Source organism: Kitasatospora sp. NPDC058478, assembly GCF_042720345.1.
Taxonomy (GTDB): domain Bacteria; phylum Actinomycetota; class Actinomycetes; order Streptomycetales; family Streptomycetaceae; genus Kitasatospora.
On record NZ_JBHXML010000055.1, the window covers coordinates 1 to 15,603 of the forward strand.

12 protein-coding genes are annotated in these 15,603 nt (G+C 73.5%); 6 read left to right on the forward strand and 6 right to left on the reverse strand.

What is annotated here, in order from left to right:
* Positions 1-115 precede the first annotated feature (115 nt).
* Positions 116-1,309: a glycine C-acetyltransferase gene (locus tag ACFWPT_RS27670; protein ID WP_063346236.1), complete on the reverse strand. Its 1,194-nt coding sequence runs from the start codon at positions 1,307-1,309 to the stop codon at positions 116-118.
* A 31-nt stretch (positions 1,310-1,340) separates the two neighbouring features.
* Positions 1,341-2,369, reverse strand: a complete 1,029-nt coding sequence (gene tdh, locus ACFWPT_RS27675) for an L-threonine 3-dehydrogenase (RefSeq protein ID WP_380345217.1) — start codon at positions 2,367-2,369, stop codon at positions 1,341-1,343.
* A 468-nt stretch (positions 2,370-2,837) separates the two neighbouring features.
* Here tdh and ACFWPT_RS27680 point away from each other — a divergent pair, with 468 nt between their 5' ends.
* Complete coding sequence (locus ACFWPT_RS27680; protein ID WP_380485030.1) at positions 2,838-4,274, forward strand: serine hydrolase domain-containing protein; 1,437 nt, start codon at positions 2,838-2,840, stop codon at positions 4,272-4,274.
* Positions 4,275-4,378: 104 nt separating this feature from the next.
* Here ACFWPT_RS27680 and ACFWPT_RS27685 read toward each other — a convergent pair whose 3' ends face one another.
* Positions 4,379-5,440 (reverse strand): ATP-dependent DNA ligase, encoded by a 1,062-nt coding sequence (locus tag ACFWPT_RS27685; RefSeq protein ID WP_063346239.1) that lies wholly within the window; start codon positions 5,438-5,440, stop codon positions 4,379-4,381.
* 111 nt (positions 5,441-5,551) lie between these two features.
* On the opposite strand from ACFWPT_RS27685, the gene ligD reads away from it, so the two are divergent.
* Positions 5,552-6,559 carry a non-homologous end-joining DNA ligase gene (gene ligD / locus ACFWPT_RS27690; protein ID WP_380485033.1) on the forward strand — a complete coding sequence of 336 codons (1,008 nt, stop codon included), beginning with the start codon at positions 5,552-5,554 and terminating at the stop codon, positions 6,557-6,559.
* A gap of 9 nt (positions 6,560-6,568) precedes the next feature.
* Here ligD and ACFWPT_RS27695 read toward each other — a convergent pair whose 3' ends face one another.
* Positions 6,569-7,090, reverse strand: a complete 522-nt coding sequence (locus tag ACFWPT_RS27695) for a hypothetical protein (protein WP_380485035.1) — start codon at positions 7,088-7,090, stop codon at positions 6,569-6,571.
* A 124-nt stretch (positions 7,091-7,214) separates the two neighbouring features.
* Positions 7,215-8,414, reverse strand: a complete 1,200-nt coding sequence (locus tag ACFWPT_RS27700) for an 8-amino-7-oxononanoate synthase (protein ID WP_380485037.1) — start codon at positions 8,412-8,414, stop codon at positions 7,215-7,217.
* A 171-nt stretch (positions 8,415-8,585) separates the two neighbouring features.
* On the opposite strand from ACFWPT_RS27700, the gene ACFWPT_RS27705 reads away from it, so the two are divergent.
* A complete protein-coding gene (locus ACFWPT_RS27705) occupies positions 8,586-11,078 on the forward strand; it encodes a DEAD/DEAH box helicase (protein WP_380345222.1) in 2,493 nt (830 codons plus the stop codon).
* Positions 11,079-11,139: 61 nt separating this feature from the next.
* On the opposite strand, the gene ACFWPT_RS27710 is transcribed toward ACFWPT_RS27705, so the two are convergent.
* Positions 11,140-11,991, reverse strand: a complete 852-nt coding sequence (locus tag ACFWPT_RS27710) for a hypothetical protein (protein ID WP_380485039.1) — start codon at positions 11,989-11,991, stop codon at positions 11,140-11,142.
* A 306-nt stretch (positions 11,992-12,297) separates the two neighbouring features.
* On the opposite strand from ACFWPT_RS27710, the gene bioB reads away from it, so the two are divergent.
* The 3 genes from bioB to bioD are packed head-to-tail and all read left to right on the forward strand — an operon-like array spanning position 12,298 to position 15,591.
* Positions 12,298-13,533 carry a biotin synthase BioB gene (bioB, locus tag ACFWPT_RS27715; RefSeq protein ID WP_380485041.1) on the forward strand — a complete coding sequence of 412 codons (1,236 nt, stop codon included), beginning with the start codon at positions 12,298-12,300 and terminating at the stop codon, positions 13,531-13,533.
* A gap of 22 nt (positions 13,534-13,555) precedes the next feature.
* Positions 13,556-14,860 (forward strand): adenosylmethionine--8-amino-7-oxononanoate transaminase, encoded by a 1,305-nt coding sequence (locus tag ACFWPT_RS27720; RefSeq protein ID WP_380485043.1) that lies wholly within the window; start codon positions 13,556-13,558, stop codon positions 14,858-14,860.
* The gene (gene bioD, locus ACFWPT_RS27725) at positions 14,857-15,591 is read left to right on the forward strand and encodes a dethiobiotin synthase (protein WP_380485045.1); all 735 of its coding nucleotides are present in this window, start codon (positions 14,857-14,859) and stop codon (positions 15,589-15,591) included. The genes ACFWPT_RS27720 and bioD overlap by 4 nt, the downstream gene beginning before the upstream one ends.
* Positions 15,592-15,603: the final 12 nt, after the last annotated feature.

Below are 15,603 nucleotides of genomic sequence, written 5' to 3' on the forward strand. Positions count from 1 at the left end.
GATCGATGCGCCCCCACCGCACGACGATGGTGAGCCCGCGGGCCGGTCCGGTTCCGAGCGGACCGGCCCGCGGGCAGCTCATGAGGCTGCCGGCTTACTCGTCGCCGGACAGGGCCTACTCGCCCAGCGCGGCGCGCGCGTCGACGAAGGCGGCGACGGCGCGCTCGACGTCCTCGGTGGAGTGCGCGGCGGACAGCTGCACCCGGATCCGGGCCTGGCCGTGCGGGACCACCGGGAACGAGAAGCCGATCACGTACACGCCGCGCTCCAGCAGCAGTTCGGCGAGCCGGCCGGCCTTGGCCGCGTCGCCGATCATCACCGGGGCGATCGGGTGGTCGCCCGGCAGGATCTCGAAGCCGGCCTCGGTCATCCTGCTGCGGAACAGCGCCGTGTTGGCCGCCAGCCGCTCGCGCAGCTCGTTGGACTGCTCGACCAGGTCGAGCACCTTCAGCGAGGCCGCCGCGATCACCGGGGCGAGCGAGTTGGAGAACAGGTACGGGCGGGAGCGCTGGCGCAGCAGGGCGACGATCTCCCGGCGGGCGGCGACGTAACCGCCGGAGGCGCCACCGAGCGCCTTGCCGAGGGTGCCGGTGATGATGTCCACGCGGTCCATCACGCCGTGCAGTTCGGGGGTGCCGCGGCCGCCGGGGCCGACGAAGCCGACGGCGTGCGAGTCGTCGACCATGACCATGGCGTCGTAGCGGTCGGCCAGGTCGCAGATCTCGCGCAGCGGGGCGACGTAGCCGTCCATCGAGAACACGCCGTCGGTGACGATCAGGCGGCGGCGGGCGTCCTGGGTCTCCTTGAGCTGCTGCTCCAGGTCGGCCAGGTCGCGGTTGGCGTAGCGGTGGCGGCGGGCCTTGCTGAGCCGGATGCCGTCGATGATGCTCGCGTGGTTGAGCGCGTCGGAGATGACGGCGTCGCGGTCGTCGAGCAGGGTCTCGAAGACGCCGCCGTTGGCGTCGAAGCAGGAGGAGTACAGGATGGTGTCCTCCTGGCCCAGGAAGGCCGAGAGCCGGTCCTCCAGCGCCTTGTGGACGTCCTGGGTGCCGCAGATGAAGCGCACCGAGGCCATGCCGTAGCCCCAGCGGTCCAGCGCGTCCTTGGCGGCGGCGAGCACCTCGGGGTGGTCGGCCAGGCCGAGGTAGTTGTTGGCGCAGAAGTTCAGCACCTCACCGGGGCGGCCGCCGCCGGTGACGGTGACCGCGGCGCTCTGCGGGGTGCCGATGACCCGCTCGGGCTTGAAGAGCCCGGCCTCGCGGATCTCGTCGAGGGTGATGGCGATGTCGGCGCGCACGTTGTCGAACACTGCGGACTCCTAACGAGGACGAACGGGGGGCTCAGGCGGTCCAGTCGAGGATGATCTTGCCGCAGCGGCCGCTGGCGGCCTCGTCGAAGGCGGCCGCGAAGTCGTCGGCGGCGTACCGGCCGGTGATCACCGGGGCGAGGTCCAGCCCGCCCTCCAGCAGCACGGACATCGCGTACCAGGTCTCGAACATCTCGCGGCCGTAGATGCCCTTGATGGTGATCATCGAGGTGACGACCGAGGCCCAGTCGATCGGGAACTGCTCGGCGGGCAGGCCGAGCACGGCGATCTTCCCGCCGTGGGTCATGTTGGCGATCATCGACTGCATCGCCTCGGGGCGGCCGGACATCTCCAGGCCGACGTCGAAGCCCTCGCGCAGGCCGAGCTTCTGCTGGCCCTCCTCGATGGTGTGCTCGGCGACGTTCAGCGCCAGCGTGACGCCGACCTCCCGGGCCAGATCGAGGCGGTACGGGGAGACGTCGGTGATCATCACGTTGCGGGCGCCGGCGTGCTTGGCGACGGCGGCCGCCATGATGCCGATCGGGCCCGCGCCGGTGATCAGCACGTCCTCGCCGACCAGCGGGAAGGAGAGCGCGGTGTGGACGGCGTTGCCGAACGGGTCGAAGATCGCGGCCACGTCCAGGTCGACCGGCACCCGGTGCACCCAGACGTTGGAGGCGGGCAGGGCCACGTACTCGGCGAAGGCGCCGTCCCGGCCGACGCCGAGGCCGACCGTGTTGCGGCACAGGTGGCGGCGGCCGGCCTGGCAGTTGCGGCACTTGCCGCAGACCAGGTGGCCCTCGCCGCTGACCCGGTCGCCGACCGCGATGTCCGCGACGCCGGCGCCGATCTCGGCGACCTCGCCGACGAACTCGTGGCCGAGCACCAGCGGGGTCGTGATGGTCTGCTGGGCCCAGCCGTCCCAGTTGCGGATGTGCAGGTCGGTGCCGCAGATGCCGGTCCGCAGCACCTTGATCAGCACCTCGCCGGGGCCGATCTCCGGCTTCGGGACGTCCACCAGCCAGAGCCCGGGCTCGGCCTTCTGCTTGACGAGTGCCTTCACGGGCGACGGCTCCTGACGTGCGAGTGGGGCGGCCTTCGCGGGTGGGCAGGCCGAGTGGCCCCGGTGTGGCCGTTCCTGGCGGACGCGTTCCGGGCAGGCAGCAATCTGCCTGGTGAGAGCGGGTTCGGTCCATCGAGGAATTCTTAAGGGCGGCCACAGCTGGGCTAAACGATCGTGCCCGAGCTGGGGCCGGGGGCGGGTGCGGCATGCCGGTGCTCACCTGTTCGGCCGAGCGCGAGCCCGCTTCCGCGACACCAATCCCCCAGTGGGCAGCGGTCCTTGACAACACGGGAGGCGATGTGCGCCAGCCGGCTGGGGCAGTCGGCTGACCGCTGGGTCCGTTCGGGTCAGCCCCGCGGCGGCCGACGCGCGGGGCCGCACCGGCGGTGCTTACGGTGGCGGCGCTCCCCCGTCGGCCTCGTGGAGCAGCGCTCCGGGGCCGTCCGCCGCAGAGAGGCGCCTCGACCTATGACCACGATCCGACGGCCGCATCCGGCCGCGTCCCGTTCCACCCGCCGAGCGGCCTGCGCCGCCCTGGTGCTGACCGGCCTGCTCGCGACCGCGGCCTGCTCCGGCGGGTCGCCGCCGAACCGGTCGGCCGGCGGCGCGGCCCTCACCGCCGAGCCGGCCGCGCTCAGCCCGTCCGCGTCGGGCTCCACCGCCGGCTCGGGCGCCGCGAGCGGCTCGGCGAGCGGCTCGGCCGGCGCGGTGGTGCCGCTGACCCCCGACGTCGCCAAACAGCTGGACGCCGCGATCAAGCAGGTGCTGAACCAGACCTCCACCCCCGGCGTGATCGTCGGGATCACCACCCCCGACGGCAGCTACCAACGGGCCTTCGGCCAGGCCGACAAGTCCGGCACCCCGATGTCGCCCGACCTGAACATGCGGATCGGCAGCGTGACCAAGACCTTCACGGCGACCGGCGTGCTGCGGCTGGTCGACCAGGGCAAGGTGGGCCTGGACGACCCGGTCTCCAAGTACGTGGACGGCGTGCCCGGCGGCGACAACATCACCATCCGCCAGCTCGCCGGGATGCGCAGCGGCCTGTTCCCGTACACCTCCGACCCGGACTTCGTGAACGCGCTGATCAGCGACCCGAACCGGGTGTTCACGCCCGACCAGCTGCTCGCCTACGGGTACAAGCACCCGGCGAACTTCCCGCCGGGCAGCAAGTTCCAGTACAGCAACAGCAACTACATCCTGCTCGGCAAGGTCATCGAGAAGGCCGGCGGGGAGCCCGTGGACCAGTTCCTCAAGGACCAGGTGTTCAGCCAGGCCGGACTGAACGGGACGGTCTTCCCGACCGACGCGACCTTCCCCGACCCGCACGCCCGCGGCTACACCGACCAGACTCCCAACGGCCAGACCACGGACGCCACCGACTGGAACCCGTCCTGGGCCTGGTCGGCCGGAGCGGTCATCTCCAACCTCACCGACCTGCAGAACTGGACGAAGTCCCTGGCCACCGGCTCCCTGCTGAAGCAGGACACCCAGTCCCAGCGGTTGAAGACCCAGCCGACCGGCGACCCCGGCGTCGGCTACGGCCTCGGGCTGTTCAACAACAACGGGTGGATCGGGCACAACGGCTCGCTGCCCGGTTACGAGACCGTGGCGGTGTACCTGCCGCAGTCCCAGGCCACCCTGGTGGTGCTGCTCAACACCGATGTGCCGTACCGGGGTTCGGAGCCGTCCTCGCTGTTCGCGAAGGCGATCACGCAGATCGCCTCGCCGAAGAACGTCTACTCGATCCCGCCCGTGAACACCGCCTCGCCGTCGGCCTCGTCCTCGGGGTCCGCGTCACCGTCGCCCTCGCTCTCGCCCTCGGGATCGGGGTCGGCCTCGTCCCCGGCCTCGCCCGGCGCCCCGGGGCCCGCCTCCGGCGCGCCGACCACGGTCAACGCCTGAGCACCAGACCGCCTGAACGCTTGAGTGCCTGAGCGCCAGAGCCATCGGAGCCCCACCCGCCGGAGGCCCGGCCCGGATCACCGGGCCGGGCCTCCGACGTGCCGTCAACTGCCCAGTACGCGGGCCAGATCGTAGGAGACGGGCTCCTCCAGCTGCGCGTAGGTGCAGCTCTCCGGCGCGCGGTCCGACCGCCAGCGGCGGAACTGCGCGGTGTGCCGGAAGCGGGTGCCCTCCATGTGGTCGTAGGCGACCTCGACCACCCGCTCGGGGCGCAGCGCGACCCAGGAGAGGTCCTTGCCGCCGGTCCACCGGCTGACCGCGCCCGGCAGCCGGCCCTCGGCGTGCGCCGCCTCGTCGGCCCAGCCGCCCCACGGGTGGCGGGAGAGGTCGGTCATCCGCAACGGGGCCAGTTCCTCGGCGAGTTCGCGGCGGCGGGCCATCGAGAACGCGGCGCAGACGCCGACGTGCTGGAGCCGGCCCTCGGCGTCGTTGATGCCGAGCAGCAACGAGCCGACCACCGGGCCGCTCTTGTGCTCGCGGTAGCCGGCCACCACGCAGTCGGCGGTGCGCTCGTGCTTGATCTTGAACATGGTCCGCTCGCCCGGCCGGTACGGCTGGTCCAGCGGCTTGGCCACCACGCCGTCCAGCCCGGCGCCCTCGTACTCGGCGAACCAGGTCTGCGCCACGTCCCGGTCGGTGGAGGCGGGGGCGGTGAACACCGGGTCGCGGGCGGCGCCGAGCGCCGTCTCCAGGGCCGCGCGGCGCACCGACAGCGGCTCGTCCAGCAGCGGGGCGTCACCGAGCGCGAGCAGGTCGAAGGCGATGAAGGAGGCGGGCGTCCGCTCCGCGAGCAGCCGCACCCGGCTGGCCGCCGGGTGGATGCGCTCCAGCAGTTCCTCGAACCGCAGCCGGCCGTCCCGGGCGATCACCACCTCGCCGTCCAGCACGCAGCGCGGCGGCAGCTCCCGCCGCAGCGCGGCGACCAGCTCGGGGAAGTACCTGGTCAGCGGTTTGCCGGTGCGGCTGCCGAGCTCCACCTCGTCGCCGTCGCGGAACACGATCGTCCGGAAGCCGTCCCACTTGGCCTCGTACTGCATCCCCGGCGGGATCTTCGCCACCGACTTGGCGAGCATCGGCGCCACCGGCGGCATCACGGGCAGGTCCATGGCTCCGATCCTCGCGCGCACGGCCGGAAGGCGCGCGACGAGAAGGCCCGCGACGAAAAGGCCCGCGACGAAAAGACGCGCGCGGGGCACGGCGCCCTTAGCGTGAGGGGCATGGGCTCAGCCGTGGAACTGGATGTCGCCGGGCGCAGCGTCCGACTGTCGAACCCGGACAAGGTGTACTACCCCGAGCGCGGCTTCACCAAGCTGGACGTCGCGCAGTACTACCTGGCCGTCGCCGACGGGGTGCTGCGCGGACTGCGCGACCGGCCCACCACCCTGCAGCGCTTCCCGGACGGCGTGGACGGCGAGTTCTTCTACCAGAAACGCGCCCCCAAGGGCCTGCCGGACTGGCTGCCCACCGCCCGGATCAACTTCCCCAGCGGCCGCTCCGCCGACGAGATCTGCCCCACCGAGCCGGCCGCCGTGCTGTGGGCCGCCAACCTCGGCTGCCTCACCTTCCACCCCTGGCCGGTCCGCCGCTCCGACACCGAGCACGTCGACGAGCTGCGCATCGACCTCGACCCGCAGCCCGGCACCGACTTCCACGACGCCGTCCGCGCCGCCCACGAACTGCGCGCCCTGCTGGAGGAGTACGGGCTGCGCGGCTGGCCCAAGTCCTCCGGCGGGCGCGGCCTGCACGTGTACGTCCCGCTGGCGCCCGAGTGGACCTTCACCGACGGCCGGCACGCGGTGATCGCCCTCGGCCGGGTGCTGGAGCAGCGCATGCCCGGGCAGGTCACCACCGCCTGGTGGAAGGAGGAGCGCGGTGAGCGGATCTTCGTCGACTACAACCAGATGGCCCGCGACCGCACCATCGCCTCCGCCTACTCCCTGCGCGCCCGCCCGCGCGCCACCGCCTCGACCCCGCTGCGCTGGGAGGAGCTCGACGACGCCTCCCCCGAGGACTTCGACCTGCGCACCGTCCCCGCCCGCTTCGCCGAACTCGGCGACCTGAACGCCGGGATGGACGGCCGGGCGTACTGGCTGGACGGCCTGCTGGAGCTGTACGACAAGCAGCTGCGCGACGAGGGCCTCGGCGAGCTCCCGTACCCGCCCGACCACCCCAAGGCGGCCGGCGAGCCGACCAGGGTGCAGCCCAGCCGGGCCCGGAAAGCGTAGGGCGTGTCTTCACACCCCCGTCATGGCCAGCACGAACCAGAGGACGCCGCCCAGCACCACCAGGGTGAACAGCAGGACGCCCCCGACCGCGCCGGAGAGCAGCAGCCCCCGGCCGACCCGCCGCGCGCGCAGGCCGACGCCGGTCAGCAGCACGCCCGCCACCCCCGGTGCCAGGGCCAGCGCCAGCAGCATCACCGTCCGCGCCACCTCGGCGTCCGACACCAGGTGGCACTCGTCGCCCTCGCACACCGCCCAGACGTCCTCGCCGACCGGCGCGCCCGCCCACATCCGGGCGTGCTCGTGCGCCGGGCTCCCGCCGTCCGGGCGGAACGCGCCCCGGCAGTCCGAAGGGGGTGGGCCGTCCTCGAACGCCGGGATCAGACACCGCTCCGCCCGGAACGTCCCGGGCACCCCCACCAGGCCCGCCGCCTGCCCGAACTGCCGCACCGGCCCGCCCACCAACCACCCGGCCAGCCACACCAGCAGCACCCCGGCCGCCACCGGCCCCCACCGCCGCACCGCCACCCCCATCGGCTCACCCCCGCTGGGGTGACGCCACCGACGGCCGGACGGTTGCACGGGCGGCCAAGCGGGCGACCAAGCAGGCAGCCGGGCGGCCAAGCGGGCAGCCGCCGTGCGCCCCTCCCGGCAGGTGTCAGCCGACCCGGGCGCCCTCCGGCGCCAGCTCGGCGATGATCCGGACCGCCTCCGCGAGCTGCGCGTCCGTCAGGTCCCCGCGCGCGGTCAGCCGCAGCCGGGACACCCCGTCCGGCACGGACGGCGGGCGGAAGCAGCCGACGGCGAGCCCGGCCCGCCGGCAGTCGGCGGCCCAGGCGACGGCGGCCTCCGCGCCCGGGGCGCGCACCGACACCACGGCCGCGTCCGGCTCGCAGGCCCGGAGTCCGGCGGCGGTCAGCCGGGCCGCGAGGCCGCGGGCCACCTCGCGGGTGCGATCGGCGCGGTGCGGCTCGGCGCGCAGCAGGCGCAGCGCGGCGAGGGCGGCGGCGACGGCGGCCGGGGCGAGGCCGGTGTCGAAGATGAAGGTGCGGGCGGTCTCGGTGAGGTGGCGGATCACCCGGCGCGGCCCGAGCACGGCGCCGCCCTGCGAACCGAGCGACTTGGAGAGCGTGACGGTGGCGACGGTGTCCGGCTGCCCGGCGAGCCCGGCCGCCGCGAGCGCCCCGGCGCCGCCGGGGCCGAGGACGCCCAGCCCGTGCGCGTCGTCGACCAGCAGCGCTGCGCCGTGCGCCCGGGCGGCGGCGGACAGCCCGGCCAGCGGGGCGGCGTCGCCGTCCACCGAGAACACCGAGTCGCTGACCACCAGCGCCCGCCGCTGCGTCCGGCGCTCCAGCGCCTCCCGGACGGCCTGCGGGTCGCTGTGCGGGGCCCGGTGGACGTCGGCGCGGGCGAGCCGGCAGCCGTCGATCAGCGAGGCGTGGTTGTAGGCGTCCGACACGATCAGCGTGTCCGGGTCGGTGAGCGCGGTCAGCGCGGCCAGGTTGGCGGTGTACCCGGAGGAGAACACCAGCGCCGCCTCGACCCCGCAGAACGCGGCGAGCTCCTCCTCCAGTTCGGTGTGCAGCGCGGTCGTCCCGGTCACCAGCCGCGACCCGGTCGATCCTCCGCCCCAGCGCAGCGCCGCCTCGGCCGCCGCCTGCGTCACCGCCGGGTGCCTGGTCAGCCCCAGGTAGTCGTTCCCGGCCAGGTCGAGCACCGGGTCCTGTGCCGTGCGGCTGCGCAGCCGGCGGGTCAGCCCGGCCTCGGCCCGCAGCTCGGCGGCCTCGTCGAGCCAGTCGAAGACGGCCGCCGGGGCCAGGTCGGTGGTGTGCGTTCCGGACGCGAGCGGTTGGACCATGCCCGGCACTCTGGCACGGCCCCGCCGCCGCGATCAATGTGCGGCCGCGCACAGCTTCGCGGCCGCCGGTGCAGCGATCCGGACAGTCCCGGGGCGGGTGCCGGCGGAGAGCGGGCTTTGCCGGGGGTGGCGGCGAGCAGGCAAGATAGCCGGGTGACCCTCCTTGATCTGATGCCGAAGCCCGCCACGCCCGATGCGCTGTACGAGACCTTCGCCGCGTGGGCGGAGGAGCGCGGGATCACGCTGTACCCGGCGCAGGAGGAGGCGCTGATCGAGCTGGTGTCGGGGAACAACGTGATCCTGGCGACGCCGACCGGGTCGGGCAAGAGCCTGGTGGCGGCCGGGGCGCACTTCGCGGCGCTGGCGGAGGGGAAGCGGACGTTCTACACGGCGCCGATCAAGGCGCTGGTGTCGGAGAAGTTCTTCGACCTGGTCAAGATGTTCGGCACCGAGCAGGTCGGCATGATGACCGGCGACGCGAGCGTGAACCCGACCGCGCCGATCATCTGCTGCACGGCCGAGGTGCTGGCGCAGATCGCGCTGCGCGACGGCCTCCGGGCGGACGTCGGCCAGGTGGTCATGGACGAGTTCCACTTCTACGCGGAGCCGGACCGCGGCTGGGCCTGGCAGATCCCGCTGCTGGAGCTGCCGCAGGCGCAGTTCCTGCTGATGTCGGCGACGCTCGGCGACGTGCGCCGCTTCGAGGAGGACCTGACCCGCCGGACGGGCCGCCCGACGACGGTGGTGCGCAACACGACCCGCCCGGTGCCGCTGTTCTACGAGTACCGCCGCACCACGATGCACGACACCCTGGAGGAGCTGCTGCAGACCGGCCAGGCGCCGGTCTACGTGGTGCACTTCACGCAGAAGGAGGCGGTGGACCGGGCGCAGTCGCTGATGAGCATCAACATGTGCTCGAAGGCGGAGAAGGACGCCATCGCCGACCTGATCGGCGGTTTCCGCTTCACCACCAAGTTCGGCCGCAACCTGTCCCGTTTCGTGCGCCACGGCATCGGCGTGCACCACGCGGGCATGCTGCCGAAGTACCGCCGGCTGGTCGAACGCCTCGCCCAGGCGGGCCTGTTGAAGGTGATCTGCGGGACGGACACGCTCGGTGTCGGCGTCAACGTGCCGATCCGCACGGTGCTGTTCACCGCCCTGTCGAAGTACGACGGGCAGCGGGTGCGGATCCTGCGCGCCCGGGAGTTCCACCAGATCGCCGGGCGCGCGGGCCGGGCCGGGTTCGACACCGTCGGACAGGTGGTGGCGCAGGCGCCCGAGCACGTGATCGAGAACGACAAGGCGATCGCCAAGGCCGGGGACGACCCGAAGAAGAAGCGCAAGGTGGTGCGCAAGAAGGCGCCGGAGGGCTTCGTCGGCTGGACCGAGGAGACCTTCGACAAGCTGATCGGCGCCGACCCGGAGCCGCTGGTCTCCCGGTTCAAGGTGAGCCACGCGATGCTGCTGTCGGTGATCGGCCGCCCCGGCAACGCCTTCGAGGCGATGCGCAAGCTCCTCACCGACAACCACGAGGACCGCGCGGCGCAGCGCCGGCACATCCGCACCGCGATCGCGATCTACCGCTCCCTGCTGCAGGGCGGCGTGGTCGAGCGGCTGCCGGAGCCGGACGCCGAGGGCCGGATCGTGCGCCTGACGCTCGACCTCCAGGAGAACTTCGCGCTCAACCAGCCGCTCTCCACCTTCGCCCTGGCCTCCTTCGAGCTCCTCGACCCGACCTCGCCCTCGTACGCGATGGACGTGATCTCGGTGGTCGAGGCGACCCTCGACGACCCGCGCCAGATCCTCGCCGCGCAGCAGAACAAGGCGCGCGGCGAGGCCATCGGCGAGATGAAGCGCGACGGGATCGAGTACGAGGAGCGGATGGAGCGGCTCCAGGAGATCACCTACCCGAAGCCGCTGGAGGAGCTGCTCACCCACGCGTACGAGGTGTACCGCCGGGCGCACCCGTGGATCGGCGACCACGAGCTGCGGCCGAAGTCGGTGGTCCGCGACCTGTACGAGCGGGCGATGACCTTCTCGGACTACGTCGGCTTCTACGAGCTGGCGCGCACCGAGGGCATCGTGCTGCGCTACCTGGCGGGCGCGTTCAAGGCGCTGGAGCAGACCGTCCCCGAGGACGTGAAGACCGACGACCTGAAGGACGTCATCGCCTGGCTCGGCGAACTGGTCCGCCAGGTCGACTCCAGCCTGCTGGACGAGTGGGAGCAGCTGGCCAACCCGACGGACCCGCAGGCCCCCGAGGTGACGCTGGACGACAAGCCGGCGCCGGTGACGGCGAACGCGCGGGCGTTCCGGGTGCTGGTGCGCAACGAGCTGTTCCGCCGGGTCGAGCTGTGCGCGCTGGAGCACTACGCGGAGCTCGCCGAGCTGGACGGCTCGTACGGCTGGGACGCGGACCGCTGGGCGGACGCCATGGACGGGTACTGGGAGGAGTACGACGACCTCGGCACCGGCCCGAACGCGCGCGGCCCCAAGATGCTGATCATCGAGGAGGAGGACTCCGCCTGGAAGGTCCGGCAGATCTTCGACGACCCGGAGGGCGACCACGACTGGGGCATCAGCGCCGAGGTCGACCTGTACGGCTCGGACGAGGAGGGCCGGGCGGTGCTGCGGGTCACCGCGGTGGACCGGCTGGGCGGCTGACGGATCGTCAACCCCCGCTTGCGGAGTCGCCGGCCCCCCGGAGCGGGGGGTCGGCGCGGCGTCACATCCAGACGAACGGCGCGCCCGCCGCGTAGGAGAGCGCGCGGGTCGCCTCCTCCAGGGTCTGCTCGGTGGTGAGCGCCGGGCCCGACGGCGTCGAGGCCGGGGTGGACTGGGTGCCGGGGCCGGGCGTGCGGGCGTCGCTGAGCCGGGAGCTCGCCACCGTCACGTAGTGCCCGACCGCCTCGACCCGCGGCTCGGCCGACTTGGGCCCGCCGGAGGACGGCGCGGGGGCGGCGTTGGTGTCCGGAAGGATGAAGGCGAGCGCGCCGGGCTTGCCGCGCAGGGTGTCGGCGGCCCGGGTGGCGGCGGCCTGGTCGCCGAAGCGCAGGACGGTGACACTGCTGAGCACCGGGCGGTCCTGGCCGGTGAAGCTGACGGTCAGGTAGGCCTGGCAGCCGGTGTCCTTGAGCAGTTCCTGGGTGCGGTCCTGCAGCACCTCGGTGCAGTTGCCGCCCTGCCGGATGGCGCCACGCCGGGCCTTGTACCCGGCGGCCTCGACCGGCCGCTGGGCGGGGAAGAGGCTGTCGGCATTGAGGCCCTCGGGGTCGGTGCGCGGCGGCGGGGTCCCCACCACCGGCGGCGTCCTGGCCGCGTCCTTGCTGGACGGGCCGAGCCCGGGTATGTAGTCGCCGGGCATCGGGCGGGTGATGATCCATCCGCCGGCGGCCACCACTCCCACCACGACGACCCAGCCCACGGCCCGGCGGGCCGTCAGCCGCCTGCCCCTGCCGCCGACCCGACTGCCGATCAGGTCCGTGCCCGCGCCGGCGGGGGCCCCGCCGGTCCGCCGCACTGCCTGGCCGTTCTGGCCCTCTCCCGGAGTCGGGGTGCGCTCCCCCTGCGTGGTCATGGCGCAGATTCTAAGCAACCGTCGGGTGGCGTGGATCACGGGGTGGGGGGTTGCCGGTCACCGCCGCGTGCCGGCGCCCGCGACCGTCCGGCACGCGCACCGGCGACCGCCCTGCGCCGGTCTCCCCGGCCCTTCGCCGCGACCGCACCCTACCGGCCGGTAACCTCCGATTCGCACCGGCGTCAAGCTCGTGACCAGCGACGACACCGTGAGCTTCGACACTGTGGCAAGTGGCACATCCTTCCGCCGATCTTCTGGCGGGTTCCCTCTGGCGCCATTCGAGCGCCACCAGGCAGGATCGGCCCCATGGATCTGCTCGATACCCTCACCGCCAAGGGCCTGCGCGGCGAAGTCCCGACCCGCGAGGAGGCGCTGGCCGTCCTCGCCACCACCGACGACGAGCTGCTGGACGTCGTCGCCGCGGCCGGCAAGGTCCGCCGGAGGTGGTTCGGCCGGCGCGTGAAGCTCAACTACCTGGTGAACCTCAAGAGCGGGCTCTGCCCGGAGGACTGCAACTACTGCTCGCAGCGGCTGGGCTCCAAGGCCGAGATCCTCAAGTACACCTGGCTCAAGCCCGACCAGGCCGCCGACGCGGCCCGCGCCGGGGTGGCCGGCGGCGCCAAGCGCGTGTGCCTGGTCGCCAGCGGCCGCGGCCCCACGGACCGCGACATCGACCGGGTCACCGACACCATGGCCGCCATCAAGGACGCCGACCCCGAGGTCGAGATCTGCGTCTGCCTCGGCCTGCTCTCCGACAACCAGGCGGAGCGGCTGAAGGCGGCCGGCGCCGACGCCTACAACCACAACCTCAACACCTCCGAGAAGACCTACGGCGACATCACCACCACCCACACCTACGCGGACCGGGTGGACACCGTGCAGAAGGCGCACGGCGCGGGCCTGTCCGCCTGCTCCGGCCTGATCGCCGGCATGGGCGAGAGCGACGAGGACCTGGTCGACGTGGTGTTCGCGCTGCGCGAGCTGGGCTCGGACTCCGTCCCGGTCAACTTCCTGATCCCGTTCGAGGGCACCCCGCTCGCCAAGGAGTGGAACCTCAGCCCGCAGCGCTGCCTGCGCATCCTGGCGATGGTCCGCTTCGTCAACCCGGACACCGAGGTGCGGATCGCCGGCGGCCGCGAGGTGCACCTGCGCTCGATGCAGCCGCTCGGCCTGCACGTCGCCAACTCGATCTTCCTCGGCGACTACCTGACCAGCGAGGGCCAGGCCGGGCAGACCGACCTCGACATGATCAAGGACGCCGGCTTCGAGGTCGAGGGCGCCGGCGAGGCCACCCTGCCCCGCCACCGCGCGGACGTCGCGGCGGCCTCCTCCTGCGGCACCGCGGCCTCGGCCTGCGGCAGCGGCGGCGGCTGCGGCCCGTGCGGCGGGCACGCGCACGCGCCGGCCGACGCCCCCGTCGCGGTCGACGCCGACGCCGACGCCGCCTCGGACGCCTCGGACGCCTCGGACGGGGAGCTGCGCAGCGACCTCGTCAAGGTCCGGCTGCGCGGCGCCGGCACCGAACTCGCGCCCAATGCCTGATAGTTCTGGAGACTGACGCATCATGCCCCAGCTGTCCGCGGACACGCTGCTCACCCTCGACCGCGCCCACGTCTGGCACCCGTACGGGCCGATGCCCGGCACCGCCACCCCGTACGTGGTCGAATCCGCCTCGGGAGTCCGGCTGCGCCTCGCCGAGCCCGTCGCGGGCGGGCAGCGCGAGCTCGTCGACGGGATGTCGTCCTGGTGGGCGGCCATCCACGGATACCGGCACCCGGTGCTGGACGAGGCCGTGCGCGAGCAGCTGGGGCGGATGAGCCACGTCATGTTCGGCGGGCTCACCCACGAGCCCGCCGTCCGGCTGGCGGCGACGCTGGTCGAGATCACGCCCGAGCCGCTGCAGCACGTCTTCCTCGCCGACTCGGGCTCGGTGGCCGTCGAGGTCGCGCTGAAGATGTGCCTCCAGTACTGGCAGTCCACCGGCCGCCCGGCCAAGCGCCGGCTGCTGACCTGGCGCGGCGGGTACCACGGCGACACCTTCCACCCGATGTCCGTCTGCGATCCGGACGGCGGCATGCACCACCTGTGGGGCGGGGTGCTGCCCGGGCAGCTGTTCGCCCCGCAGCCGCCGGCCGGGTTCGACGCCCCGCTCGACGCCGGGTACGCGGCCGAGTTCGAGGAGCTGATGGCCCGGCACGCCGACGAGCTGGCCGCCGTCATCGTCGAACCGGTGGTGCAGGGCGCCGGCGGGATGCAGTTCCACTCCCCCGCCTACCTGCGGATGCTGCGCGAACTCTGCGACCGGTACGGGGTGCTGCTCGTCTTCGACGAGATCGCCACCGGATTCGGCCGCAGCGGCGCACTGTTCGCCGCCGACCACGCGGGCGTCTCGCCGGACGTGATGTGCCTGGGCAAGGCGCTCACCGGCGGCTACCTGACCCTCGCCGCCGCGCTGTGCACCCGCGAGATCGCCGACGGCATCAGCCGCGGCGAGATGCCGGTGCTCGCGCACGGGCCGACCTTCATGGGCAACCCGCTGGCCTGCGCGGCCGCCAACGCCTCGCTGGAGCTGCTGCTGGGCCAGGACTGGGCGGTCGGGGTCAAGCGCATCGAGGCCGGACTGGCCGACGGGCTCGCGGCCGCCGCCGGCCTCCCGGGCGTCCGGGACGTCCGGGTCCAGGGCGCCATCGGCGTCGTCCAGTTGGACCACCCGGTGAACGTCCCGGCGGCCACCGAGGCGGCCGCCCGGGCCGGCGTCTGGCTGCGCCCCTTCCGGGACCTGATCTACACCATGCCCCCCTACGTGACGGAGGACGAGGACGTGGCACGCATCGCCGACGCCGTGACCGCTGCGGCGGTGGCCGGATGAGCGCGCGGATCCTGTTCATGACGGGCACCAACACCGAGGTCGGCAAGACCGTCGCCACGGCAGCGGTCGCCTCGGCCGCGCTGCAGGCCGGCCTGCGGGTCGCGGTGCTCAAGCCCGGGCAGACCGGGATCGCCCCCGGCGAACCCGGCGACGCCGATGAAGTCCGGCGCCTGGCCGGTGACCTGACGATCCGTGAGCTCGTCCGCTACCCGGAGCCGCTGGCGCCCGACACCGCCGCCCGGCGGGCCGGGATGCCCTTCCTCTCCCCCGCCGAGGTGGCCGACGCCGTCGCCGAACTGGCCGCCGGGCACGACCTGGTGCTGGTCGAGGGCGCGGGCGGGCTGCTCGTCCGCTACGACGACGAGGGCCGCACCCTGGCCGACCAGGCGCGGGCCGTCCTGGACGCCGGGCTGCCGGCCGAGGTCCTGCTCGTCGCCTCCGCCGGGCTGGGCACGCTGAACATCGTCGCGCTCTCGGCGGAGGCCCTGGCCGCCCGCCGGCTGCCGCTCACGGGCGTGCTCGTCGGCTCCTGGCCCACCGCCCCCGGGCTCGCCGAGCGCTGCAACCTCGCCGACCTGCCGCGCTCGGCCGGCGCCCCGCTGCTCGGCGCCCTGCCGGAACGCGCCGCAGCCGCCGAGGACTTCGCCGCCCTCGCCCTCGCCTCGCTCTCCCCCCAGCTGGGCGGCACCTGGAACGCGGAGCACTTCGCGCACTCCCACCGGCCCGAATAGGCCCGGCTTCGC

Bases quoted from the DNA above. Each gene is read 5' to 3' on its own strand.
- ACFWPT_RS27680 (WP_380485030.1), top strand. From the start codon at position 2,838: ATGACCACGATCCGACGGCCGCATCCGGCCGCGTCCCGTTCCACCCGC.
- ACFWPT_RS27685 (WP_063346239.1), bottom strand. From the start codon at position 5,440: ATGGACCTGCCCGTGATGCCGCCGGTGGCGCCGATGCTCGCCAAGTCG.
- ligD (WP_380485033.1), top strand. From the start codon at position 5,552: ATGGGCTCAGCCGTGGAACTGGATGTCGCCGGGCGCAGCGTCCGACTG.
- ACFWPT_RS27695 (WP_380485035.1), bottom strand. From the start codon at position 7,090: ATGGGGGTGGCGGTGCGGCGGTGGGGGCCGGTGGCGGCCGGGGTGCTG.
- ACFWPT_RS27700 (WP_380485037.1), bottom strand. From the start codon at position 8,414: ATGGTCCAACCGCTCGCGTCCGGAACGCACACCACCGACCTGGCCCCG.
- ACFWPT_RS27705 (WP_380345222.1), top strand. From the start codon at position 8,586: ATGCCGAAGCCCGCCACGCCCGATGCGCTGTACGAGACCTTCGCCGCG.
- ACFWPT_RS27710 (WP_380485039.1), bottom strand. From the start codon at position 11,991: ATGACCACGCAGGGGGAGCGCACCCCGACTCCGGGAGAGGGCCAGAAC.
- bioB (WP_380485041.1), top strand. From the start codon at position 12,298: ATGGATCTGCTCGATACCCTCACCGCCAAGGGCCTGCGCGGCGAAGTC.
- ACFWPT_RS27720 (WP_380485043.1), top strand. From the start codon at position 13,556: ATGCCCCAGCTGTCCGCGGACACGCTGCTCACCCTCGACCGCGCCCAC.
- bioD (WP_380485045.1), top strand. From the start codon at position 14,857: ATGAGCGCGCGGATCCTGTTCATGACGGGCACCAACACCGAGGTCGGC.